Annotated in this window: 22 protein-coding genes; 15 read left to right on the top strand and 7 right to left on the bottom strand. The window is 47.4% G+C overall.

All coding sequences use genetic code 11. The features are described 5' to 3' along the window. Positions 1-74: 74 nt before the first annotated feature. Positions 75-1379, bottom strand: coding sequence for an ABC transporter substrate-binding protein (locus MKY92_RS21430; protein WP_339297533.1), 1305 nt, complete (start codon positions 1377-1379; stop codon positions 75-77). A 177-nt stretch (positions 1380-1556) separates the two neighbouring features. Between MKY92_RS21430 and MKY92_RS21425 the strand changes: the two genes are divergently transcribed. Both MKY92_RS21425 and MKY92_RS21420 read left to right on the top strand, forming a co-directional pair. Then, on the top strand, positions 1557-3434 hold the full coding sequence (locus MKY92_RS21425) for a histidine kinase (RefSeq protein WP_339297532.1): 1878 nt from the start codon (positions 1557-1559) through the stop codon (positions 3432-3434). A 4-nt stretch (positions 3435-3438) separates the two neighbouring features. Beyond that, positions 3439-4248, top strand: a complete 810-nt coding sequence (locus MKY92_RS21420) for a response regulator (protein ID WP_083677409.1) — start codon at positions 3439-3441, stop codon at positions 4246-4248. On the opposite strand, the gene MKY92_RS21415 is transcribed toward MKY92_RS21420, so the two are convergent. From MKY92_RS21415 to nirB, 4 genes are all read right to left on the bottom strand, one after another. Continuing rightward, on the bottom strand, positions 4249-4878 hold the full coding sequence (locus tag MKY92_RS21415) for a YfbR-like 5'-deoxynucleotidase (protein ID WP_221821926.1): 630 nt from the start codon (positions 4876-4878) through the stop codon (positions 4249-4251). Between the two features lie 208 nt (positions 4879-5086). After that, complete coding sequence (locus MKY92_RS21410) at positions 5087-5869, bottom strand: formate/nitrite transporter family protein (RefSeq protein WP_133385581.1); 783 nt, start codon at positions 5867-5869, stop codon at positions 5087-5089. A 49-nt stretch (positions 5870-5918) separates the two neighbouring features. Beyond that, entirely contained in the window at positions 5919-6245 is a 327-nt protein-coding gene (nirD, locus tag MKY92_RS21405; protein WP_076214275.1) for a nitrite reductase small subunit NirD, read from the bottom strand. Between the two features lie 58 nt (positions 6246-6303). Then, a complete protein-coding gene (gene nirB, locus MKY92_RS21400) occupies positions 6304-8733 on the bottom strand; it encodes a nitrite reductase large subunit NirB (RefSeq protein WP_339297531.1) in 2430 nt (809 codons plus the stop codon). A gap of 275 nt (positions 8734-9008) precedes the next feature. Between nirB and MKY92_RS21395 the strand changes: the two genes are divergently transcribed. Further along, positions 9009-9716: a metal-dependent hydrolase gene (locus MKY92_RS21395; RefSeq protein WP_036615169.1), complete on the top strand. Its 708-nt coding sequence runs from the start codon at positions 9009-9011 to the stop codon at positions 9714-9716. A gap of 229 nt (positions 9717-9945) precedes the next feature. Here MKY92_RS21395 and MKY92_RS21390 read toward each other — a convergent pair whose 3' ends face one another. Both MKY92_RS21390 and MKY92_RS21385 read right to left on the bottom strand, forming a co-directional pair. After that, positions 9946-10269 (bottom strand): hypothetical protein, encoded by a 324-nt coding sequence (locus MKY92_RS21390; protein ID WP_074095924.1) that lies wholly within the window; start codon positions 10267-10269, stop codon positions 9946-9948. A gap of 182 nt (positions 10270-10451) precedes the next feature. Next, a complete protein-coding gene (locus MKY92_RS21385; protein WP_339297530.1) occupies positions 10452-11525 on the bottom strand; it encodes a M42 family metallopeptidase in 1074 nt (357 codons plus the stop codon). A gap of 630 nt (positions 11526-12155) precedes the next feature. On the opposite strand from MKY92_RS21385, the gene spoVAC reads away from it, so the two are divergent. The 12 genes from spoVAC to yqeK all read left to right on the top strand — a co-directional run bounded on the left by spoVAC (position 12156) and on the right by yqeK (position 22811). Then, on the top strand, positions 12156-12608 hold the full coding sequence (spoVAC, locus tag MKY92_RS21380; RefSeq protein ID WP_339301868.1) for a stage V sporulation protein AC: 453 nt from the start codon (positions 12156-12158) through the stop codon (positions 12606-12608). Further along, positions 12605-13621: a stage V sporulation protein AD gene (gene spoVAD, locus MKY92_RS21375; RefSeq protein ID WP_076214289.1), complete on the top strand. Its 1017-nt coding sequence runs from the start codon at positions 12605-12607 to the stop codon at positions 13619-13621. Before spoVAC ends, spoVAD begins: the two co-directional genes overlap by 4 nt. Positions 13622-13626: 5 nt before the next feature. Continuing rightward, positions 13627-13977: a stage V sporulation protein AE gene (gene spoVAE / locus MKY92_RS21370; protein WP_339297529.1), complete on the top strand. Its 351-nt coding sequence runs from the start codon at positions 13627-13629 to the stop codon at positions 13975-13977. Positions 13978-14184: 207 nt separating this feature from the next. Further along, entirely contained in the window at positions 14185-15141 is a 957-nt protein-coding gene (locus tag MKY92_RS21365) for a MoxR family ATPase (protein WP_221821935.1), read from the top strand. Positions 15142-15207: 66 nt separating this feature from the next. After that, complete coding sequence (locus MKY92_RS21360; protein WP_339301867.1) at positions 15208-16392, top strand: DUF58 domain-containing protein; 1185 nt, start codon at positions 15208-15210, stop codon at positions 16390-16392. Beyond that, positions 16389-18602 carry a transglutaminase domain-containing protein gene (locus MKY92_RS21355; RefSeq protein ID WP_339297528.1) on the top strand — a complete coding sequence of 738 codons (2214 nt, stop codon included), beginning with the start codon at positions 16389-16391 and terminating at the stop codon, positions 18600-18602. Before MKY92_RS21360 ends, MKY92_RS21355 begins: the two co-directional genes overlap by 4 nt. A 110-nt stretch (positions 18603-18712) precedes the next feature. Further along, positions 18713-19240: a YqeG family HAD IIIA-type phosphatase gene (locus tag MKY92_RS21350; protein ID WP_339297527.1), complete on the top strand. Its 528-nt coding sequence runs from the start codon at positions 18713-18715 to the stop codon at positions 19238-19240. Then, positions 19237-20364, top strand: coding sequence for a ribosome biogenesis GTPase YqeH (gene yqeH / locus MKY92_RS21345; RefSeq protein WP_017687184.1), 1128 nt, complete (start codon positions 19237-19239; stop codon positions 20362-20364). The genes MKY92_RS21350 and yqeH overlap by 4 nt, the downstream gene beginning before the upstream one ends. Before the next feature lie 45 nt (positions 20365-20409). Beyond that, the gene (aroE, locus tag MKY92_RS21340) at positions 20410-21279 is read left to right on the top strand and encodes a shikimate dehydrogenase (protein ID WP_339297526.1); all 870 of its coding nucleotides are present in this window, start codon (positions 20410-20412) and stop codon (positions 21277-21279) included. 82 nt (positions 21280-21361) lie between these two features. Next, a complete protein-coding gene (yhbY, locus tag MKY92_RS21335; RefSeq protein WP_017687186.1) occupies positions 21362-21655 on the top strand; it encodes a ribosome assembly RNA-binding protein YhbY in 294 nt (97 codons plus the stop codon). Between the two features lie 15 nt (positions 21656-21670). Further along, positions 21671-22261 (top strand): nicotinate-nucleotide adenylyltransferase, encoded by a 591-nt coding sequence (locus MKY92_RS21330; protein WP_074095918.1) that lies wholly within the window; start codon positions 21671-21673, stop codon positions 22259-22261. Then, positions 22245-22811: a bis(5'-nucleosyl)-tetraphosphatase (symmetrical) YqeK gene (yqeK, locus tag MKY92_RS21325; protein ID WP_339297525.1), complete on the top strand. Its 567-nt coding sequence runs from the start codon at positions 22245-22247 to the stop codon at positions 22809-22811. The genes MKY92_RS21330 and yqeK overlap by 17 nt, the downstream gene beginning before the upstream one ends. Positions 22812-22862: the final 51 nt, after the last annotated feature.

The raw sequence follows: 22862 nt of genomic DNA, 5'->3' as shown, positions 1-22862 counted from the left end.
AAAATACATGAGCGGGCAAACGCCCGCTACATGTAACGCTGTTGTGCGTTTGTGTTTATCTGAAATATGCGTGGTTACTGCCACTTCTCATCTTTCAGCACTTTGGCTTGTTCAGCACGGCGTTTATCAATATTTTGCAGAATCTGATCCGGTGTCATTGCGCCGGCGAACATGCCTGACAAGTCTTTGCCAATATCCATCCATTGTGGATCAATGTATTTCACAGCGGCCTGCATGACCGTACCTTTTTCATGATTTTTCTCATAATCAATATAGTCCTGTGTCAGTTTTGGTTCGATTTCCGGCCAGCAGATCGTCAGATTGCCTTCACCTTCATCGAACACACGTTGCAGATGATCATGCTCGGTGATCCAGCGGAAGAATTTCAGCACTTCTTCGGGATGTTTACTGTTTTTGTTACCAAACATCGCAGCTGAACCGCCCGGATTCACACCAATCGTCTGATTATCTCCCCACGGCATGACGAAGAACCCCATATTGTCTTTCATTGCCGGATACGCTTCGGACACTTCCTTTTCCGTCCCTGGAACCCGCAGTAACATCGCTGCCTTCTCCTGACCAAACGCCTCAATTCCCGCTTCTACCGTATTGGACAAGAAGTCTTTACCGAAATAACCGAGATCCGCAAATTCGTTCAACTGTTCAATGACCGTCTTGAGTTGCGTCATATCTGCGACTTTCATCTCATTGTTGTTTAATTTCTCGTAGGTTCCTGCTGTCGTTTGCTCATAGTTAGGCCCCGTTTCGAACAAAGGCAGAACCTGATACCACCCGCTGGCAGGTGCCTGATAGAATGGAATAATGTCTTTATCCTTAATTTTCTGGCTGATCGCCTTGAATTCGGCATAGGATGTAGGAGGCTCTATGCCGAGCTCTTGGAAGATACGTTTGTTATAGTACACATACCAGATTTTCGTTGGTGCAAAAGAAACCCCGTACACCTTGTCATTGTGACTGACGGTTGGTAAAATCTCTTCAGACATCCGACCTGTGAATTCCTCATTGGTCAGATCAATGGCATTTTCCTCCGGTCTTACGTTAGCTGGCATGCTCAGTGGGTCCACATCGACATTGAAAATATCAGGTGCTTCGCCTGAGGCCAGCTTCACCTTGATCAGGTCACGCCACTGTGCGTCAGGTACCACCTGAAAGTCGATTTTGACACCCGTCTCCTGCTCATATTCCTTGGCCATCGTCTGCATGATGCCCGTGCGAGGAATACCGGATTGACTCGTTCCAAAAGTGAGTGTCACCTTACCGGAACCTTCCGTACTTTTACCTGAGTTGCACCCGGCAAGCAGCAGAGTGGAGAGCAGGAGCACACTTGCAAGCGAAAATAGAAATCGTTTTCTCATCATTGAACCTCCCGGAATATAAAGAAAATTGTCACTTGCCGAAACGCTTAATGTAAGCGTATTCTTATGTGGATAACTTTACTGTGAACAGCGGATGTGCTCAATAGACAAAAGCGTTCTGTTGGGTGGACATTTTCGAATGGTGTGACAGATATCATCATAGGACGAGGTGTGTGGGGATTGCGATATCGATTTGGAACGCTTCAGCAAAGTCTGTTTGCCTATTACTCTGCGGTATTTATTATCTTTTCGCTGATTGTGGCGGGGCTTCTGTATGTTTTTCTCGCAAGTGACATTCGTCAGCGAAGTGAAGAACAGCAGAGACAACTGGGGGTATCAATCGTCAGTAACTTGGATCAGGAAGTGGTGAAAATGAACAACTTTTCCATGAATATCGTGTACTCCAATCTGGTCAAAGAACACTTCAGTCACTACTTGGCACCAGCAGAAGGCAGTGAGCAGACAATGACGAGTGATCCAGCATTGTATAAGGATACAACCACACTAATTGATGTCATTCTTGCGATCATTAGTAGCTCCAATACAGCCAAGCAGGCCAATATCTATGATGTGAATGGCAAGATGTTGGGAGCGGGTGCATTCAACGGTCAACTGTCGGTAGACCTGACTCAGCGACCGTGGTACAAGGAAACCTGGGAGCGGAGTGGATGGCGGGTGATCCAATTGTTAGAGGGCGGAGCCTTGCCCATGCCGACTGGTGAGGGAAAATCGGATCAACCCTACATTTCTCTTACCCGGGTATACAAAGATGGCAACTATGTCAGCCAGGGTGTCGTTGAGATTTTGCAGGATGCCGGAACCCTGTTTCAGCATTTGAATGAATTGCAGGCAAATAACGACGATCTTCGGATCTATGTAGTGGATGAACAAAATACAAGGTTGTTTCCACTTTCTTCGGCAGCCGATGCTTCTCAAGCAGGCCATTTCGATGATGTGGACTTGATTCAAAATCTTTCATTTCCGCCGGATACGATGCAGGAGATTACCGATCCGTTGAGTCAGTCCAAACAAATGATGACGTACATGACGTCACAGGAGACGGGATGGACCGTTATTGTCATGCAGTCCAAACAATCCCTTTTCGCGAGTCTCAATCGGATGGCTATGATGTTTATCGGTGCCACGTTAGCTACTCTCATGCTGATTCTGGTTCTCTCGTATCTGATTTCCAAAAGGGTTACTTTGCCGCTGCATCGTTTGCAGCGCATTATTCAGAAAACGGGTGAGAATGATCTGGTATCGGGTCAGGATTCCGCTCAATTGTTCAAGCTGGAGCATCCCGGTTCTATTCGGGAGATGGATGAGCTGAATGATACGTTTATCCGGCTGAATCAACAGCTTGTGCAATCGTTTCAGGACAGGCTGTTGATGAAATCTCAGGAGACAGAAGCGAGATTACTGGCGCTGCAATCCCAGATGAACCCGCATTTTCTCTATAACAACATCACCAATATCAGCATCATGGCGGAAGAAGGCATGAATAAGCAGATTGTCGCGTTCTGCGCCAATATTGCGTCTATGCTGCGTTATATTTCTACTCCGGGTAAGAACGGGGTTCCCCTGACTCAAGAATTGGATTATTGTGAGCGATATCTGGAGTGTATGAAGATTAGGTTTGAGGATGATCTACACTATGAGTTTCATATTCCGGATGAGATGCAACATATTCAGGTTCCAATGTTAATGGTACAACCACTACTCGAAAATGCCATGAAATATGGACTGGGTGATACCCCTCCATGGAAACTGAATATTACTGGAGAGTTGGATCCGGTACAGCAGACCTGGCAGATCCACGTAGAAGACAACGGGCCTGGCATGGAACCCGAGGCACTTGCCAAGATCATGCATTATATCGAACAGTCACAGGAGTGGGAGCGTATGCCTGACCTCGAAATAAACGGCATGGGACTCAAGAATATATGGGTCCGATTGAAATTATGGTATGGCACAGCCGCCCACATGCAGATTACGAACAAGTCTTCCGGCGGTGTCCAGATTACTATAGGCGGTTCCATTCGAAAGGAGCATGACTGAACCCATGACAATCAAATATAGAACGATTATTGTGGAAGATGAAGCCCTGATTCGCCGGAATGTCTCGCGCAAATTCAGAGAGCTGGATACCCGGTTCGAGGTGATTGGTGAAGCGAGGAACGGTCAGGAAGCGTTACAGCTCATTGAACATTCCGTACCTGATCTGGTTGTAACTGATATACAGATGCCGGTAATGAATGGATTGGAACTCGCCAAACATCTGTATTTTGCCTATCCGCATGTGAAAATTGTCATTCTGAGTGGTTATCATGAATTCGAATATGCACGGCAGGCGATCAGTTACAAGGTGGAGGATTATCTGCTCAAACCATTATCGGAAGAACAGCTTCGGACACTGCTGGATGCGATGGAATTGAAGCTTGGGAGCGCTGTGGATTCGCTTGCCCATGTCAGTGCCGTGCTGGATGAGCAGGTGAAGCCAGAGGATATCGCAGAGGCTGTTAAGTTGTATTTGAAGCAGAATTACATGCATGAGATTACACTCCAGGACATGGCGGGACAGATGCATTTTAGTGTGGACTATCTTGGAAAGTGCTTCAAGAAGGTGACGGGGGAGACTCCCCTGAAATATATGACAGGTCTGCGGATTAATGAAGCGAAGCGCATGCTCGTCACTCACGAGAATATGGATATCAAGACCATTGGTGGAGCGGTAGGGTATAGTGATTCCCACTATTTCAGCCGGATCTTCAAAAACAAAACGGGCATGTACCCTAGCGAATACCGACTGCAATTGCAGGAACGAAAAAAAGCCCTGTCCATGGATGATGAGAACCATGTTGACTTGAGCTGATCACTGGGCCAGAGCTTCTTCGGTTATTTTGCGAATATCAAACGGGGAGCGGATACCCTCTTCGATCATGTCGGGGAGAATCTGTTCCAGGAAATACTGTACACAGTGGAGGTCGATATTTTTGATTTTGACCAAGGCATAACGGTACATAACGATAAATTCTTTCTCCGTATTGCCACGTTGGAGCTCAGCAAAGGCTTCATATACTTGATCCATCTTGTCTGCGACTTCGAGAATCAGTCCTTCAACCGATTGGTCTTTGCCCTCACGCAGCTGTCTGCGGAAAATAGGCTGGAACTCTTCAGGAATATTTTCATTAATAAAATGTTCAACCATGCCTTCTTCCACCTTTTGCAGCATCGAACGCAGCTCCAGTGAATAATGTTTGACCGGGGTCTTGATATCACCTATGAAGATTTCGCCATAATCATGACTGCTGGTAATCTCGTATAACTTTTTCCAATCAATGCTTACGCCTTGCTGTTCTTCAATATCGGCCAACGTTTTGGCGTACTGAACCACTTTCCAGGAATGGGCGGATACACAATGTTCTTCGAACTTGAATTTGCCAGGGGTCCGAATAATGCGTTCAAGATCATTCAGTGATCTGAAGTACGTATGAATTCCCATAAGAAGAGATCATCCTTTACAAGTTAGGTGGGCGTATACACTGACTATACTTCAGTTATATTAACCACGGATTAACGATGTATACATTGAATGTAAAATGAAGCCAGAAAGCCACGATGGGTGACTGAACGTGAGTTCGTCATCCATCGTGGCTTCATCTGTGCAAATGTTATGCTGCCTAACGTAGATAAGTGCAATAGATCAACTATTATGCCTTTTTTCGTACCGGAGAAGTATACCAGTATGCCATGCCGACAAAGAGGGCACCGCCGATAATATTACCAAGCGTTACCGGAATCATGTTGTGGAACCAGCCTGCCATCGTGATTGTATCCGGGTGGTTTGGCAGCAACCAGGATAAAGACAGTAAAGTCATATTGGCAACACTGTGCTCATAACCACTTGCGATAAATGCGTACAGACACCACCAGATAAGAACAAGTTTGGCGATATCTTCTTTGGAGCGAGCGGCCATCCAGATCGCCAGACAGACGAGCCAGTTACAGAGAATTCCTCGGAAGAACAACTCAGATACAGGCGCCGCCATCTTTTTGGCAGAGACGACAAACAGCAGATGTTCCGGTGTGGCCGTTTTAAACAGGCCGCTACCGACTATAAGTAGACTTAATAGAATTGCGCCGAGCAGGTTACCAACAAAGACGAGCCCCCAGTTCTTCAACGTTTCGTTCACTGTGGTTCGGCCAGCCAGCGTACTCATGGTAAAGAACATATTGTTACCTGTGAAAAGTTCTGATCCGGCAAAAATGACCAGCGTGAGCGCGAGTCCGAAGGACATGCCCATCAACATGGTTTGCAGTGGTGACTGCGCCGCAAGGAGCGGAGCACCGATACTGAAGATCAGAACGATGCCAAGTCCTACATAGGCACCAGCCATCAAGGCAGCGACCATATAACGTGGCAGGCTTGCGTTCATTTGATCCCGTTTTTTAACCGCAGCTTCAATAATTCCCTCAACACTTGGTGTATACATCACGGTTTCCCCCATTATTTTGCATCAATCTTTGAACGTTTCAATGGAGCTATATTTCAATCCAAACCTGGCCGTTCTCTACCTTCACCGGATACATCTGTACCTGACCGTTGTCCGGTGCTTGCACAAGACCGGTAGTCAGGTCGATTTTCCAATCATACAGTGGATCGTACAGATAATGCCCGGACACGATGCCTTCAGCCAGCGGCCCACCCTTAGGGTGGGGATTGTGATTATCCGCAGCGAAGATGGTTCCATCCGATGCACGAAAGACAGCAAGCTGTTGATCCTTAATTTCAACTACTCTTCCGATTCGTGGCAGGAATTCTTCAACTACTCCGGCAGGGAAGTAGGTGCCTGATTGTTTGGTCGTCATCTTAAACCACTCCTTATCTATATTTAACATTCCGGCAATATTAATCTTGCGAACTTACTTATGGACGAGCCGATACTTCGATACCATGGAACATTTTGCTTTGGCCTTCTTCATTGCGAATTGCTTTTTGCCAAGGTTCTTCAACATGCTCAAGTGCAAATTCAATCCGCTGCATCAACGCTTTACGTTCCTCAAGGTTATCCACAACCACCGAACGAATATGCTCCAGGCCCATGCGTTCCACCCACTCGGACGTCCGTTCCAGATAGTTACCTGTCTCGCGGTAATATTGCATGATGGCTCCACACAGTTCAATCAACTCTTCATCCGTTTTCACTTTACATAGGGAATCAGCCAGTCTTGCTTTAATACCACCGTTACCACCGATGAAGATTTCCCAACCTCCGTCGTTACCAACGATACCGATATCTTTGGTACATGCCTCTGCACAGTTCCGCGGACAACCGTTGACAGCATATTTAAACTTGGCTGGCAGATCCAGACGTTCGAATTTACGTTCGATGCGAGCGCCCATGGCCATGGAATCCTGTGTGCCGAATCGGCAGAATTGGGAGCCGACACATGTTTTGACCGTACGCAGCGATTTGGCGTAAGCATAACCTGAAGGCATATCCAGTTCAGCCCAGACTTTGGTCAAATCTTCTTTTTTAACACCAATCAAGTCGAGACGCTGACCCCCAGTCACTTTGACTGCTTTCACATCATATTTGACTGATACGTCAGCGATTCGTTTGAGGTCGGCTGGTGTAGTCACCCCGCCATACATCCGAGGTACAACCGTATACGTTCCATCCTTTTGAATATTCGCGTTCATACGTTCATTAACAAAACGGGATTCTTTTTCATCTTCGTGTGTATCTGGTGCAATCATGCCAAGGTAATAGTTGATCGCCGGACGACATTTGGAACAACCTTCTGGCTGACTCCAACCCAGTACATTCATGACCTCTTTGGTCGTTTGTAATCCTTTTTCACGAATCTCGGCTACGATTTCATCTCGACCCATGGAAGTACATCCGCAGATGCCCTGTTTGGCTCCACTGCTGAAACTGTCTCCAAGAACATATTGCAGAATCTGTTCCACAACCGGTTTACATCCACCGCAAGAGCGGGTTGCACCGGTACAGGCTTTGATTTCATCTACAGTAGTAAGGCCCTGGTTTGTAATGACATCAACAATGGTTCCTTTGGTTACCCCGTTACATCCACAGACGATCTCGTCCTCGGGCATCGTTTCAACAGAGGTTGTTTTCTTATGACCACCGCAGCCTGTACCCATGAGTGAACCATACAATTCTTCGGTCATTTCGGTCTGTTGTTTAATCAGCTTCTGCAATTCGGCAGAATCCGTAATGTCACCGAAGAGCACGGCGCCGACCATTTTATTATCACGGAGCAGAATTTTTTTGTAAGTCCGTTTCCAGTCATCTTTGTGCGAAATGACGGTGTGCTCCGGACTGTCGATGAATTCACCGGTTGAAAAGACGTCTACACCCGAAATTTTCAATTTTGTAGATACAACAGAACCTTCATAAGGAGCCGTTTCAACCCCGCAGATATGTTTCGCCAGAATCATACCTTGCTCGAACAATGGGGCAACGAGGCCGTAACATACCCCTCGGTGCTCTGTACATTCCCCAACCGAATAGACATTCTCAAGGGAAGTCTGCATATAGTCATCCACGACAATACCCCGGTTGACTTCCATACCGCTTTCGCGGGCTACAGCCGTATTGGGTTTAATGCCTACAGCCATGACCACAAAATCAACATTCAGAACCGTATCATCTGCAAAACGTATCCCTTCAACCCGTTCGCCGCCCAGCAGTTCGGAAGTCTGCGCACCCATCTTGAACCGGATACCCTGACGTTCGAGTTCAGCCTTCAACATGGCTGAAGCTTGCGGATCAAGCTGACGCTCCATCAGATCCTGCATCAAGTGTACTACGGTAACTTCCATGCCTAGTTGTACCAACCCTTTGGCAGCTTCAAGGCCTAGCAGTCCGCCTCCGATAACAGCCGCTCGTTTATACTGCTTAGCAGCTTCCAGCATGACATTGCAATCAGCGATATCGCGGAAACCGACAACACCTTCTTTGTCATGTCCAGGTACTGGGAGAATAAAGGAGTTAGAGCCTGTCGCAATGATGATTTTGTCATAAGGGAAGCGAGTTCCATCCTCCGTCACAACCTCATGGGTATCCGAATCAATTCGGGTTACGGTTGTTCCTGTATGGAGGGTAATACCATAATCCTGATACCAGTGGAGATCATTCAGTACGATGTCATCCAGTGTTTTGCTTCCTTCCAATACATAGGACAACATAATGCGGTTGTAGTTAGGGTAGGGCTCTGTACCAAAAACAGTAATATCAAATCGCGTAGTTAATTTCAAAATTTGTTCTACGGTACTGATTCCTGCCATTCCGTTACCTATGATAACGAGTTTCTCTTTTTTTCCGTTCATATGTGTATGCCTCCTTGGTTAGACGCTGTACATTACCAACAATTTTAGTGGTTTATATTTGAAATTATACAAGGTGTTGACGACAGTTTATGTGATTTAATTCACTAATAAAGATAAAAGAGTCATAAATATAATAGTGTGAGCCCCATCACAGAAAGTGATATTTATTTTCATACAAATAAGAAATGCGAACTATTGTTCTTATTTTGTTTTCGTTGTAAAATCGGAAATGGGCCGTATTGTTCCCGATTTCTTCGAAAGGACGTTTTTGCATCATGATGGGAAGATCCCACCTTATTATCGGGACAGGCGTGTCACTTTCTGTTCTGCAGTTGGCCGGTATGCCGGTGACAGCGCCGGCAGTTACGGTTGCTCTGATTGGTTCGTTATTGCCTGACATTGATGAGCCGAATTCGCTGCTGGTATCCAGAGCCTTGCCTAACAGTCTGATCAGGCTGTTACAGACGATTCTATTGCCCACAGCTGTATTTGTGTACTTCTATGTTCATGCCAAACCATGGAACCTGTTGCTTGCGATCCTCATTGCGCTTGTGTCATTCCTGCCTTCGCGTTCGCTTCGCAAAGTGTTGATGTTTGCGATTGGACTCGGGCTGGTCTTTTATGGCCACGCGTTTGCACCGTGGAACTTGATTGCAGGCAGTTTGTTAATGCTCTGCACCACACTGACTCATAGGGGACTGACACATACCCTGTACGGAACCGCAATATGGGCGGGCTTGTTGTACAGCACGACCCAGCAGCAGGGACCAGAGATCTGGGTAGCGGGAGGCACGGCATATGCGATGCATCTGTTGGCCGATTCACTAACCAATCGGGGTATTCGTCCGTTACCTCCGCTCAAGTGGCGCATACGGGTGAATCTGATGAGTACAGGGACCAAGCGTGGGGCCGTTGTAGAGAATGTCTGCATTGTGCTTACTCTTATTTTGGCCTGGATTGCATTCTCACCGCTATTTCTGTAATGACCAAATACCAGTCCTACCTACATAAGGACTGGTATTTCTCTTTTGTTATTTTACCTGTAGCCATGAGAAGAGGGTTATGGGATCAAGTCGCTGTTGGAGTGCTGGATAAAGTTTCAATATCTGAGGAGCCAAATACAAATAAAACAATAAGAATAATCACAATTAACAGTTCGGCAAATCCGATTCCGTCAAACTCGGACATGACATCCACCTCATTTCTTGGCCATTAAGAATTGATTCTCTGTTGAAATGCCTGTATAACATCATTAAGCGTCATATCGCCGCCAGTTTCATCCAGGAATTGTACCAGTTTGTCTGAATTGGAGGGTGTGACCTTTTGAAGAGTTTTATATTGACCAACCAATTCTACTACCAATGTAGCCTCACGAAACAACGTAACTGCATCCACTCTTAACTTTCCGCTCACCAATAGCGCTGCTACAATCAGTTCGAGATTTTTCCCCTTGAGGCTTCCATTAAGGAGGGTATTAGCAGCGTTTGGTTTTTTGTTAGAACCTTTATTTGATTTTCCGTTCCTTCCCACTGCCATAACAGGTCCCCCACTGGTTGGTGTTTGGTTATTGATCTTCCATTATCGTATATCTTATGTGTGCATTCTCCATAATGTTCGACCTATTAATCTAGTTGATTAAACCCAAAAAAGAGACATCCCGGTCTGACGGGACATCTCTTTCAGGTACATCATATTTAAGGATTTTCCGTTTAACCGAACTACGCGTTATTAATAATGGTAGTCATCGTTGTCCGATCCAGACCTTTAACCAGTTTCACGATCAGTTCTTTGGCCGCATCGTAGTCATCCGTATGAATGATGGAAGATGAGGTATGGATATAACGTGCGCAGATACCAATAACTGTTGATGGTACACCAATGCCACTCAGGTGAACTTGACCTGCATCGGTACCACCTGGTGAGATGAAATACTGCATTTTGATCTGATTGGATGAAGCCGTATCTTGAACATATTCCACCATTCCGCGATGGGTGAACATACCCGGGTCAAAAATACGAAGCAATGCGCCTTCTCCGATATGTCCAAAGGACTGTTTGTCACCTGTCATATCATTCGCCGCGCTACAGTCAAGTGCAAAGAAGATATCAGGCTGAATCAAGTTGGCCGCCGTACGTGCACCGCGAAGCCCCAGTTCTTCCTGAACCGTTGCACCAGCATAGAGTGTGTTAGGCAGTTTTTCCTTGTGAAGCGCTTCAACCAGTTCAAGTGCAAGTCCTACGCCGTAACGATTATCCCACGCTTTAGCCATAATTTTCTTAGGATTGGCCATAGGTGTGAATTCACAGATCGGTACAATCTGCATACCTGGGTGAATGCCCCAAGATTCTGCTTCCGCACGGTTGTCAGCCCCAATGTCGAGATACATGGTGTTCAGATCCACAGGTTTGTTCCGCTGCGACTCATCCAGCAAGTGTGTAGGTGTAGAACCTACCACTCCGGTAATCCGACGATCAGGTGTGATGATTTCCAATCGTTGAGACAGTACAGCCTGACTCCACCATCCACCCAGTGGGCGGAATTTGATCATGCCTGTTTCCGTAATGCCCGTAGTCATGAAACCTACTTCGTCAAAGTGTCCGGCTACCATAACTTTGGGACCGGATTCCTCCCCGCGTAATACTCCAAATAGACTCCCCAGGCGATCCTGGACGAACTCATCGGTATAAGCGGAAAGCTTACCTTTCATCCAGCCGCGAAGCTCACGTTCAAAACCGGATGCGGAAGGAAATTCCGTCAACGTACGAAACATATCCATCGTTTTTTCATTCATGTGTCAACAACTCCTCTGTTGGTATGTATTTCAGGTCACAGTAGAACGGCTACCCGCCTGTTGTTATTTAACCACTGGTCACATTACAGTATGAACCTTGCGCAAGTGATTGTCCATGTTTATGTCACGTATTTAAGGCATGTTTTGGGCGCTTACCGTGTCCAAGTTTCATGATTCTATCCGCTTTAGTCGTAGTCCTGATGACACTTCAATGAATATGAATATACGGAGAAGATGTCATCATTTTTGATGTTCTTTTTATTCAATATTTGTTTGTCTGTTTACAGGAAGGAGCTAAATATACAATGAAGCCTCCAGAAGAGGGCACGGAAAAAGTACTGTTTATCGTTCTTTTTATCTTGCTCGTGATTGTTCTTCTTTATTTATAGAACGTATCTAAAAGTCCTCAGAACCGGCGTATTCGCATCCTGCTTCCACAACATGATCTTGTTGGAAACATATGCTGTCTGTCGCCGGATACATAACCTTCCGATTATTAACAAACAATGAATATAGGATTACACACATTGGCATTCAGCCGTAGCTTTGAACCATTTCACATAGAGGAGGTCTTGTATCTTGCCAGCTCAATCTGCATCCGGAAGCGAAAAAAAATCATCGTCCCTGTCCATGGATGAAAAGGAGTACAAAAAAGTCGCAAAAAAACATGAGCCGCCTCGTCCAATCCTGAAAAATTGCCTCAAAGCATTTCTGGTTGGGGGTACCGTCTGTTTGATTGGACAGGCCATTCAAGAGGCTTTTATGGCCGGTTTCGACATGACATCGAAGGAAGCTTCCAGTCCTACGGTGGCGGTCATGATTCTCATATCGGTTATTCTAACGTGCCTCGGGGTTTACGATAAAATGGCTCAATGGGCAGGAGCAGGAACTGCTGTGCCGGTTACCGGCTTTGCCAATTCCATGTGTTCTGCTGCACTGGAACATCGTGCTGAAGGACTGGTGCTCGGTGTAGGGGCCAACATGTTTAAACTTGCTGGTTCCGTTATCGTGTTTGGTGTCGTGGCAGCATTTCTCGTAGGGATCGTTTACGCCTTTTTGGGATTTGGAGGTGGGCACCTGTGAAACGATTGGGTCGCCAGACATGGCAGTTTGAGAATCGTCCGCGGATCATCGGTAAAGCCGCAGTTGTAGGACCAGAAGAAGGCGAGGGTCCACTGTCATCTGATTTCGATTATGTCTATGACAATCTAGAGATCGGCGAGAAAACGTGGGAAAAGGGAGAACGCAAACTGCTCGAACAGGCCTCTCAGCTGGCTTTGGTTAATGCAAATATCACCAAGGAAGAGCTTCAATTTTTTGTGGGTGGAGATCTGATGAATCAGATTATCAGCAGTTCCTTTTCAGCGCGAAAACTAGGTGTGCCTTACCTGGGTGTCTTTGGAGCCTGTTCTACTTCCATGGAAACGTTAGCGTTAGCGTCCATGATAGTTGACTCCGGAGCTGGAGATTATGTCCTTGCAGGAACGGTGAGCCACAACTGTACGGTGGAAAAACAATTTCGGTATCCGACGGAGTATGGTTCCCAAAAGCCCCCTTATGCGCAATATACCGTCACAGGATCAGGGTGTGGTGTGGTCTCCCGTACTGGTGATGGTCCCGTTGTTACCAAAGCCACGATTGGACGCATTATGGACTTGGGCATCAAAGATCCCTTTAACATGGGTTCAGCCATGGCGCCAGCAGCAGCCGACACCATCATCTCTCATTTCAGAGATACGGGATTGGAACCCGGCTATTATGATCTCATTGTGACCGGGGATCTGGCTTCCGTTGGTCTGCCAATTACGAAAGAGCTTTTGCAAAAAGAAGGCATTCCCATGGAACAGACGGTTTTTAATGACTGCGGCCTGATGATCTATGATCGGGAGAAGCAGCCTTATGTTGTTGCCGGGGGAAGTGGCTGCGGATGTTCTGCCACCGTCACCTATGGTCACATTTTGAACCGGATGCAGAAGGGTGATCTTAAACGGGTGCTCGTCGTTGCTACGGGGGCACTGTTATCTCCGATTTCATACCAACAGGGTGAAAGTATTCCCTGTATTGCTCATGCCGTAGCCATAGAAAAGGAGGGATGAAGGTAATGCAGTTCTTGTGGGCATTTATTGTTGGCGGTTTAATCTGTGTTATCGGACAGCTTCTAATGGATGGGGTTAAACTTACGCCAGCTCATACCATGAGTACACTTGTTGTGACAGGTGCGCTTGCGGATGCATTTGGCGTGTACGACCCCCTGGTTAAATTTGCAGGTGCGGGTGCAACCATCCCCATCACAAGTTTCGGTAATTCCTTGGTGCACGGGGCATTGACGGAGCTGGAAAAAGAGGGATGGCTGGGTGTGATTACAGGGATTTTCGATCTGACTGCGGCGGGGATTTCGTCAGCGATCATCTTTTCTTTTCTCGCGGCATTGGTGGTTAAACCAAAAGGCTAACATAGAATGAGAAATCTACTTAACATATTGCGACTCAACAAAGGCTTCGGATAACTTCTATCCGGGCCTTTTTTGTCGTATTCATGCGAGAACTGCGGTGAATCTGACGGGCTGGAAACAAATTGTGAGTTCCTTCGAGTGTACTCGTGACTCTGGATCATGTACAATAAAAGGAAATCTGTATGCTTTTTTAGGAGGTTAGACCACATGCCTGTGCGCAAAGAGTCGATCCAAATCATATCCGCAGTTCGTTCAAATCTGGAATCCTGTATTATGGGGAAATCCTTTGAAATTCAACTTTTACTTACAGCTTTGCTTGCAGGTGGGCACGTTCTGATTGAAGACGTACCGGGAACTGGCAAAACGCAATTAATCAAGGCATTATCGAAATCCATGCGTGGTGAGTACCGACGCATTCAATGTAATCCTGATATTTTACCTAGTGATATTACGGGCGTATCTGTGTTTCATCCGAAGGATGAGCGTTTTTATTTCCGGCCAGGTCCTGTGATGACCAACATTTTGCTGGCTGATGAGATTAACCGGGCCACAACAAAAACCCAATCAGCTCTGCTTGAGGTTATGGAGGAGCGCAGTGTAACCGTTGATGGTGATACGTATGATCTGCCACATCCATTCATGCTCTGTGCAACTCAGAATCCGATTGATTTTGAAGGTACGTATACGTTGCCGGAAGCACAACTCGACCGGTTTATGTTAAAAATAAGTCTAGGTTATCCCGATAAGGAAATTGAGAAAATTCTATTGAAACAGCATCAGCTCGGTCAGCCTGTAGATCGTCTTGAATCCGTGACTCATATGGACCAGATTTCGGCAATCCAGCAGGAGATTAAAGAGGTCTTTATCGGTGATCCGGTTATGGACTATTTGTTGGATGTTGTTCGCCAAACCCGCTCCCACCCATCTGTATTGCTGGGTGCCAGCCCACGGGCAGCCATATCGTTCATGATGGCCGTAAAAGCCTTTGCTTTCTTGCAGGAACGTGATTATGTGCTTCCGGATGATGTGAAAACGATGGCCCCTTATGTGATCTCTCATCGTATAGTGCTTCGTCCCGAATCGAGACTGGACAGTATGAGTTCCGAGGCCGTTTTGAAAGCCGTACTCCAGCAAGTACGCGTGCCCGTCTCCATGGGGCAATAGTTCATGAAGCCGCTTTTTAGAACAGTCAATAGAGGGTTACGCCACCCACGCGTATGGAGCATCGCAATGGTGTGGATGTGCTGTCTGGCTTATGTTTTGTTTCAGGGCGGGAAGACATCCCTTATGTTGCTGTCGATGGTGACCCTGCTCTGTGTGTATCTTGCCATTGCTGGATTTAGCGGGGTAAGACGTGCTCAAGGAGTTCGTAGGTTATCTTCTGGTCCAGACCACGAAGAATTGCTGCATGCGGGTGACCAGGTTCAAGTACAGCTGAGTCTGACGATTCCGGGATTCCTCCCGCTTCCCTATGTTGTTGTACGTGAAATGCTGCATCGGCATAACGGAGAATCGTGGTCGTTCAAGGAAAGTTTGATTCCCAATATGCGAGGTAATGGCGAGTTGTCTTTTCAGACACCGCCACTTGAGCGGGGAAAGTATGTTTTTTCGGAAACGGAATGTGCCAGCGAGGACATATTTGGACTGATTGAACATCGAGGAAAGTTTAAGGCCAAAGGTGAGTTTCGCGTACTGCCAAGAACGGTATTTATTCCATATTGGCAGCTCTACGACCGCAAATCACGGTTATCCGGTCCTCAGACGGCGTTAACCCGTTCACGGAGAGAGACTACTCAGATCAATGGTGTACGTGACTACGTATACGGAGATCGACTTTCCCGCATTCACTGGAATGCAACGGCAAAGACAGGGAACTGGAAGTCCAAGGAGTTTGAACATGAGTCTGTGCCCAAAACCATTCTGGTTCTGGATGCGCTGGCATCAAGTTATGAACATGGGGATGCTTTCGAAATTGCTGTTTCCACGGCTGCCTCTCTGCTGGAGTATGGTGTCAGGGAACGAATGGGGATGGGGCTGTTGACATTGTCAGAACAGACATCCTTCATGGCCCCCAGTGAAAGTCTGATGGAACGACAGAAGATGATGCATCATCTGGTGGATATTCAATATAACGGTCAGGATACCCATCTGTTGCCCGGCGTGGAAAGAATCGCACGTCAACTGCCTCAGGGGGCCTACTTTGTCGTGATTTCTCCTCAGAAGGATGAAAAAATAATGGAACTGTTGCGCTGGGCCGATACGCGGGGCATGACTCCATGTCATATTCTGATCGATACCAGTGAATCCCGCCGGAGTGCCGAGTGGAATGCCATGTTGAGTGGAAGAGGCACGAGGTCATTCACTGTTTCTCACTTGCAGGAGCTTCCAACGGTGATGGGGGGAGGTTCTGTATGAGTACAAAAGGAAATGAAAGTATTGCAGGCAAGCGATCCTGGTATCATGCAGCGTCGTTGCTCTGGATTTTCCTGATTGGAATGCAGTGGATTTCATTTACGCAGGAATCGTGGTACACGGAGACCACTTCTCTGGTGTTATGGACACTTGCAGCGGTCAGTGTGCTGGAGGTCATTCTGCCCTTCAAAACGATGTATCGGGCGATCATCAAGGCGGTCGTTGTTGGTTACATTTTGCATAAAACGCTAATTGATTATACGGTGTACATCCCTTATGGCTCTTTAACGGACCGAGCGGAACAATTCATATTACACATGACGCCGTACATCTGGTTCTCCCTGTGTGCATGGGTGATGCTTGAGGCTGCGCTTCGACTCGTGACCACAACACGTCGCATTCTTGTTTTTCTGGGTGTTAACATCATTTCGATGGGGATTCTCGATTCTTTCACTCAGATTCCACTCTGGATTGAAATCGCGTGGGTGATGTTTGCGGGGATGGGATGGCTCGTATGTCAGCATTTCCGTAACTATCAGCTACAGTATCCACAAGGTTGGAAACGAATCATCCGTTATCCTTATAAAGTCCTGGCCAATATTGCCATTATCTTTTCTTTGATTATTGTAGCCAGCGTCAATATGCCGGAGATTCCACCCACCTTGACGGACCCATACACAGCTTGGCGTAACTATACCGGAACTTCCACAAATCAGGCTGGTAATGGAAACCTTGATATCCCGGCGGCTACCGAATCGGGATACAGCAGGGAAGACAATCAGCTTGGTGGAGGATTCAACTTCGACTATACCCCTGTCATGTCTGTCACCACCAATGAGCGCAGTTATTGGCGCGGTGAGACACGTGCAGAGTATACAGGCACAGGCTGGGATGACCGTGGACGGGGTTCAACAGAGAATGTTGAAGCCGGACAGCCTCTGGAGAACCAGGAATCCGGTAATGTGAATACCAAACAAGTGACTCAGAACGTAACGATGCTGAATGATAATGTCTATCCGATTCTCTTTGGTGCTTATTCGATCTCCGAAGTGAGCTCGATTAATGGTGAGGACAGAACGGAACGGATGTTGTGGAATTCCGAACAGGCGGAACTGCATGTGGTGACAGATCGTCAACAACCACAGTATCCCAAGACATATACTATCGTATCGGAAGCCCCTGTGATTGTGGAAGATGAGCTTCGTACAAAGTCATTTGAAGATCTGTATAACAGTAATCCGGCAGATGATATGTACTTGCAGTTACCATCCCGTTTCCCTGACCGGGTGTCAGATCTGGCAGCCGAGATAACGGCATCTGCGAATACTCCGTATGAAAAAGTGGCATTACTGCAAAACTATTTACAAACTAATTTTGAATACACGAACAATCCGGATTTATCTCGAAAAGTAAGCAGCGACTTTGTGGAAGGTTTCCTGTTCGATATTATGGAAGGCTACTGTGACTACTTCTCCACTGCGCTGGTGATGATGGCGCGCTCGGAGGGCATTCCTGCAAGGTGGGTTAAAGGTTATGCGCCTGGACAATTGTCCCTGAACTCGGACATGCAGGCTCCACGTCAACCTGGCGCGGAGATTGAGACGACCTACACCGTTACCAATGCAGATGCACACTCCTGGGCAGAGGTCTATTTTGGTGAGTATGGCTGGATTCCTGTTGAAGCAACGCCGGGCTTTGATATGCCGCTGCTGACGGAACAGCCTGATGTACAACCTGTAGATGAGCCTGAAGAAGAGCCAGAAGAGGAGCCGGTACAAGAGGAAGAGCAGACCCCTGCACCTGAGCAGACATCGTCTGCCATCCCGACTTTTGTTATCTGGGCTGCAGGAGCCATTATTGTATTGTGGGTAGCATATATGTTCTGGCGTAATCGTTTCTCCATGCGATTCTTCCTGCTTCGTTTACGGACAGGTGGACCGCTCACCCCTGAACAGAAGGTAGTGGCAGAGACCGAGCGTTGGATTCAGTATGTGAAACGCAAAGGGTTGACCCGGAGCGGAGACGAGACACTTCGTGAATCGGTAACCCGCTGGAGCCAGGCAAAACCTGCTGCAGAAGCAACATTGCATGAGCTTCTCACGAAGTTTGAACAGACTCGTTACAGTCCAGCGTCCGTAACTGCCGACGACTGGAAGGGCGTCTATCAGACCGCCTTGAAGCTGCGGAAGGAACTGAAAGCGGAACGGGCATAGTTGTTGCCCGTCCCGTTTTTCCTTTTTTCCTATGCCATCAGGCGCTGTATGCATTTTCAGGAAAGACGGATTTGTGATATAGTGTGTCGTATGAAACTGAGGTGACTTCTTTGTTTAAAATGTTAATGCCCAAGCTGCGTGTAGACACGGTTTTTGACATTAATCTGGAAGAGCTGTACGCTCAAGGCTACCGTGGAATTATAACTGATCTGGATAACACACTCGTTGGAGCCAAAGCCGCTGACGCTACGCCCGAACTGATTGAATGGTTTGCACGTGTGAAAGAGGCGGGTTTCAAGCTGATGATTGTGTCAAATAACAATTTGAATCGTGTATCCCTGTTTGCGACCCCGCTGGATATCCAGTTTGTGCATAGTGCACGCAAACCATCGAATGTACCGTTTCGTAGAGCAATTAAAATGATGGAGTTATCTCCTGAGAACACGATTGTAGTAGGTGATCAGATGCTTACGGACGTTTATGGAGGGAACCGAATGGGGTTATATACCGTTCTGGTACTACCAATCTCCATTGGGGACGAAGGTTTTATGACCCGCTTCAATCGACGCGTTGAACGGATTGCTCTAACGAGTTTACGCAGGAAAGGCTTATGGCTTGAGGAGGAAAAGAAGAAATGACAGAACCGCATAACGGCAATCTTGCCGTAAGGTGCAGCGGATGTGGCGTGCATCTGCAAACAGAAAATTCGGAATTACCAGGGTTTATCCCCGAGAAGGCATTGGATCGTGAACCGGTTATATGCCAGCGCTGTTTCCGCATCAAAAACTACAATGAGTCATCATCCGTTACGGTGGATCAGGACGAATTCCTGGCGCTGCTTAGCAAAATCGGGGATAAGGATGCACTTGTCATCCATATCGTTGATTTGTTTGACTTTGATGGCAGCATTATCTCCGGTCTGCAACGTTTTGTAGGCAACAATCCGGTATTGCTTGCTGTGAACAAAACGGACTTGCTTCCGAAAGTAACCAACTGGAACAAGGTTCGCAACTGGGTACAGAAGCAAGCCAAAGAACAGGGTTTGCGTACCGTGGATGTAGTCTTGTGCAGTGCAAAGCAAAATCAGGGCTTCGACCGACTGCTTGAGCTTGTAGGAACGTATCGCGAAGATCGTGACGTGTACGTGGTTGGCGGTACCAATGTGGGTAAATCCACACTGATTAACCGTCTGATTCGTGATTACAGCGATCTGGAACAGGAGCTGACCACATCCCGTTATCCGGGAACAACGCTGGATATGGTGAACATTCCGCTGGATGATGGAAAATATATTATTGATACGCCTGGAATCGTGTATCCATGGCGTTTCAGCGAGATTGTTTCACGTAAGGATCTCGCTGCCATCATGCCGGAAAAACCGCTTAAACCGGCTGTGTATCAGTTGAATTCCGGTCAGACGCTGTTCTTCGGCGGCATGGCTCGATTTGACTTTGTGGAAGGTGATCGCCAGTCGTTTACTTGTTTTATCAGCACTGCGCTAGATATTCACCGGACGAAGCTGGAGCGTGCAGATGATCTGTACCGCGACCACCTGGGAGAATTGTTGTCTCCGCCAACCCGTGAGGATGCAGCAGAGATGGCTGAATGGACCAGACATGAATTCCGCATCAAACGCGGCAGTCAATCGGATGTATTCATCTCGGGTCTGGGCTGGATTAAGGTGAATGGCGATATTGGAGCACTTGTTGCTGTGCATGCTCCAAAGGGCATTCGTGTACAGATCCGTCCATCCTTAATCTAATGTAATCTCAGAACCTGTACATCAGAGCGGATTGGAGGCGGACCTATGTCTGAGCGGAACAAATTCAACCCTTCATTTCCCGTGTTGCTTGGCGTTATGGGTGATCCTATTGCTCATTCCAAATCACCGGCAATGCACAATGCGGCCCTGCAGGCTGCAGGAGTGAATGGAATGTATATGCCACTGCATGTTCATCCGGGTCAATTGGAAGCGGCAGTTCGGGGGATTGTGGCATTGGGCTATCGTGGTGTCAATGTCACGATCCCGCATAAAGAACAGGTGATGCAGTACCTGGATGTGATCGATGAAAGTGCTCGCCTGATTGGTGCGGTGAATACCATCGTCAATGAAAGTGGAACACTGACAGGGTACAATACGGATGGTATTGGCTATGTCCGATCGCTGAAGGAAGAGGCTGTGCCTGAGCTTGCGGGTAAACGTATTGCTGTACTGGGAGCAGGTGGAGCGGCAAGAGGCGTTATATACGCACTTGCATTGGAGAAGCCTGAGCAGATCCACATTCTGAATCGTACAGCGGACAGGGCTGTTGCACTTGCTTCGGATTTACGGGGCCATGGCTTGGGAGAAATCTCGGGCAGTGGCATGGAAGACGCTGCGACGGTATTGGCTACGGCTGATATTGTGATCAACACAACGGCTGCCGGAATGCATCCTCATGTTGATGACGTGCCGGTTGATCCCGCACTAATTCGTGAAGGCGCAGCTGTGAGTGATCTGATCTATAATCCGCTGGAGACCCGTCTGCTTCGAGAGTCGCGGATGCGAGGATGCACGGTGCACGGTGGTCTGGGTATGTTTGTATACCAGGGCGCAGTGGCCTTTGAACATTGGCTTGGCATCCCGGCTCCTGTGGAGACGATGAGACGAGCGGTACTAAACAGTTTTGAAGTGTGAAAATAATAATTGAATGGTCAGGTCCGGACAGAAATTGCGCTGTCGATCAGGTCCTGCTCAACATAAGGAGTATGGAGTATTCATGTTAAACGGTAAACAAAAGCGCTTTTTGCGGTCACAGGCACATCACCTGACCCCTGTATTTCAGATTGGTAAAGGTGGAACCAACGAGCACCTGTTCCGTCACATCGAAGATGCGATTGAGAAGCGCGAATTGATGAAAGTGCAAGTGTTGAACAACAATGACGAGGACAGAAAAGAGATGGCAGAAGAAGTTGCCCGTGAAACGGGAAGTGAGCTTGTACAACTCATCGGTAACACAATCATCCTGTACAAAGAATCTCGCGATAACAAACAAATCGAACTACCTAGATAAGGGAGTGTGACGCGGGTGAAGATCGGTATCATGGGTGGTACGTTTGATCCGATCCACATGGGACATCTCCTGGCAGCTGAAGCGGCAAGGGACTCACATGCACTGGATGAGATCTGGTTCATGCCTTCCCATGTTCCACCTCACAAACGCGGAGCCGGAGCTTCGGGACAGCAACGTCTCGATATGACGGAAGCGGCTGTGAAGGGTGTGCAGCAATATGAGGTGCTGGGTATCGAGATGGAATTGGGCGGCGTGTCTTATACCATTGATACGATGAAGGAACTGTGGCGTCGCCATCCTGAACATGAATTCTATTTCATTATCGGGGCGGATATGGTGAACTATCTTCCCAAATGGGAGCAGATTGAAGAGCTTGCAGAACGCTTAACCTTTATCGGGGTTGGTCGGCCGGGCTTCCAGTTACATCTCGATGATTTACCAGACGAGTTACAGGATCGGGTCCTGCTGGCCGAGATGCCCTTGGTCGATATTTCATCGACAGCCGTACGCAGACGTCTGGCCAAAGGACATTCGGTACGCTTCATGATTCCTGATGAAGTGCACCAATATATTGTAAGGAGCGGTTTATATGGGACTAAGCCGTGAGGAACTGATTCAAGCCGTATCCGGACAAATGCCGGAGAAACGCTGGAAGCATACACTGGGCGTGATGGAATCGGCAGTGATGTTGGCTAATAAATACGGTGCTGATCCTGTGAAAGCAGATCTGGCAGCGATATTGCATGATGTGGCGAAGTACTGGCCCGTAGCGGAGATGGAAGCGGTCATACGCGATAACGGATTAAACCAGGAACTTCTGCAGCATGACAAGCAGCTCTGGCATTCCGAAGTCGGTGCTTTTGTAGCCGAGCGTGATTACGGTGTATTGGATTCCGAAGTTATTAATGCCATCCGGTGGCATACCTCGGGTCGGGTAGGCATGAGCTTGCTGGACAAAGTGGTATGTCTTGCCGATTACATTGAACCGGGACGAGATTTCCCGGGAGTGGAACACATTCGCGAACAGGCTGAACGTAGTCTGGAGGAAGGTTTAATTGCCGGATTCGATTCGACGATCAGCTTGCTGATCTCGCAACGACGTGTCATTTATCCTTTGACCATGCTGTCGCGGAATGACTTAATTGCACGATTATAGAGGTTGTTCAAAAAGTCCACTCTTGATTACGAAGGATGCCTAGCGGCATCA

It is taken from the genome of Paenibacillus sp. FSL R5-0623 (assembly GCF_037974265.1).
Classification (GTDB): Bacteria; Bacillota; Bacilli; order Paenibacillales; family Paenibacillaceae; genus Paenibacillus.
This window is presented reverse-complemented; position numbering and strand designations above follow the sequence as displayed.

Bases quoted from the DNA above. Each gene is read 5' to 3' on its own strand.
- MKY92_RS21430 (WP_339297533.1), bottom strand. From the start codon at position 1,379: ATGATGAGAAAACGATTTCTATTTTCGCTTGCAAGTGTGCTCCTGCTC.
- MKY92_RS21420 (WP_083677409.1), top strand. From the start codon at position 3,439: ATGACAATCAAATATAGAACGATTATTGTGGAAGATGAAGCCCTGATT.
- MKY92_RS21415 (WP_221821926.1), bottom strand. From the start codon at position 4,878: ATGGGAATTCATACGTACTTCAGATCACTGAATGATCTTGAACGCATT.
- MKY92_RS21410 (WP_133385581.1), bottom strand. From the start codon at position 5,869: ATGTATACACCAAGTGTTGAGGGAATTATTGAAGCTGCGGTTAAAAAA.
- nirD (WP_076214275.1), bottom strand. From the start codon at position 6,245: ATGACGACCAAACAATCAGGCACCTACTTCCCTGCCGGAGTAGTTGAA.
- nirB (WP_339297531.1), bottom strand. From the start codon at position 8,733: ATGAACGGAAAAAAAGAGAAACTCGTTATCATAGGTAACGGAATGGCA.
- MKY92_RS21395 (WP_036615169.1), top strand. From the start codon at position 9,009: ATGATGGGAAGATCCCACCTTATTATCGGGACAGGCGTGTCACTTTCT.
- MKY92_RS21390 (WP_074095924.1), bottom strand. From the start codon at position 10,269: ATGGCAGTGGGAAGGAACGGAAAATCAAATAAAGGTTCTAACAAAAAA.
- MKY92_RS21385 (WP_339297530.1), bottom strand. From the start codon at position 11,525: ATGAATGAAAAAACGATGGATATGTTTCGTACGTTGACGGAATTTCCT.
- spoVAC (WP_339301868.1), top strand. From the start codon at position 12,156: ATGGATGAAAAGGAGTACAAAAAAGTCGCAAAAAAACATGAGCCGCCT.
- spoVAE (WP_339297529.1), top strand. From the start codon at position 13,627: ATGCAGTTCTTGTGGGCATTTATTGTTGGCGGTTTAATCTGTGTTATC.
- MKY92_RS21365 (WP_221821935.1), top strand. From the start codon at position 14,185: ATGCCTGTGCGCAAAGAGTCGATCCAAATCATATCCGCAGTTCGTTCA.
- MKY92_RS21360 (WP_339301867.1), top strand. From the start codon at position 15,208: ATGGTGTGGATGTGCTGTCTGGCTTATGTTTTGTTTCAGGGCGGGAAG.
- MKY92_RS21355 (WP_339297528.1), top strand. From the start codon at position 16,389: ATGAGTACAAAAGGAAATGAAAGTATTGCAGGCAAGCGATCCTGGTAT.
- yqeH (WP_017687184.1), top strand. From the start codon at position 19,237: ATGACAGAACCGCATAACGGCAATCTTGCCGTAAGGTGCAGCGGATGT.
- aroE (WP_339297526.1), top strand. From the start codon at position 20,410: ATGTCTGAGCGGAACAAATTCAACCCTTCATTTCCCGTGTTGCTTGGC.
- yhbY (WP_017687186.1), top strand. From the start codon at position 21,362: ATGTTAAACGGTAAACAAAAGCGCTTTTTGCGGTCACAGGCACATCAC.
- yqeK (WP_339297525.1), top strand. From the start codon at position 22,245: ATGGGACTAAGCCGTGAGGAACTGATTCAAGCCGTATCCGGACAAATG.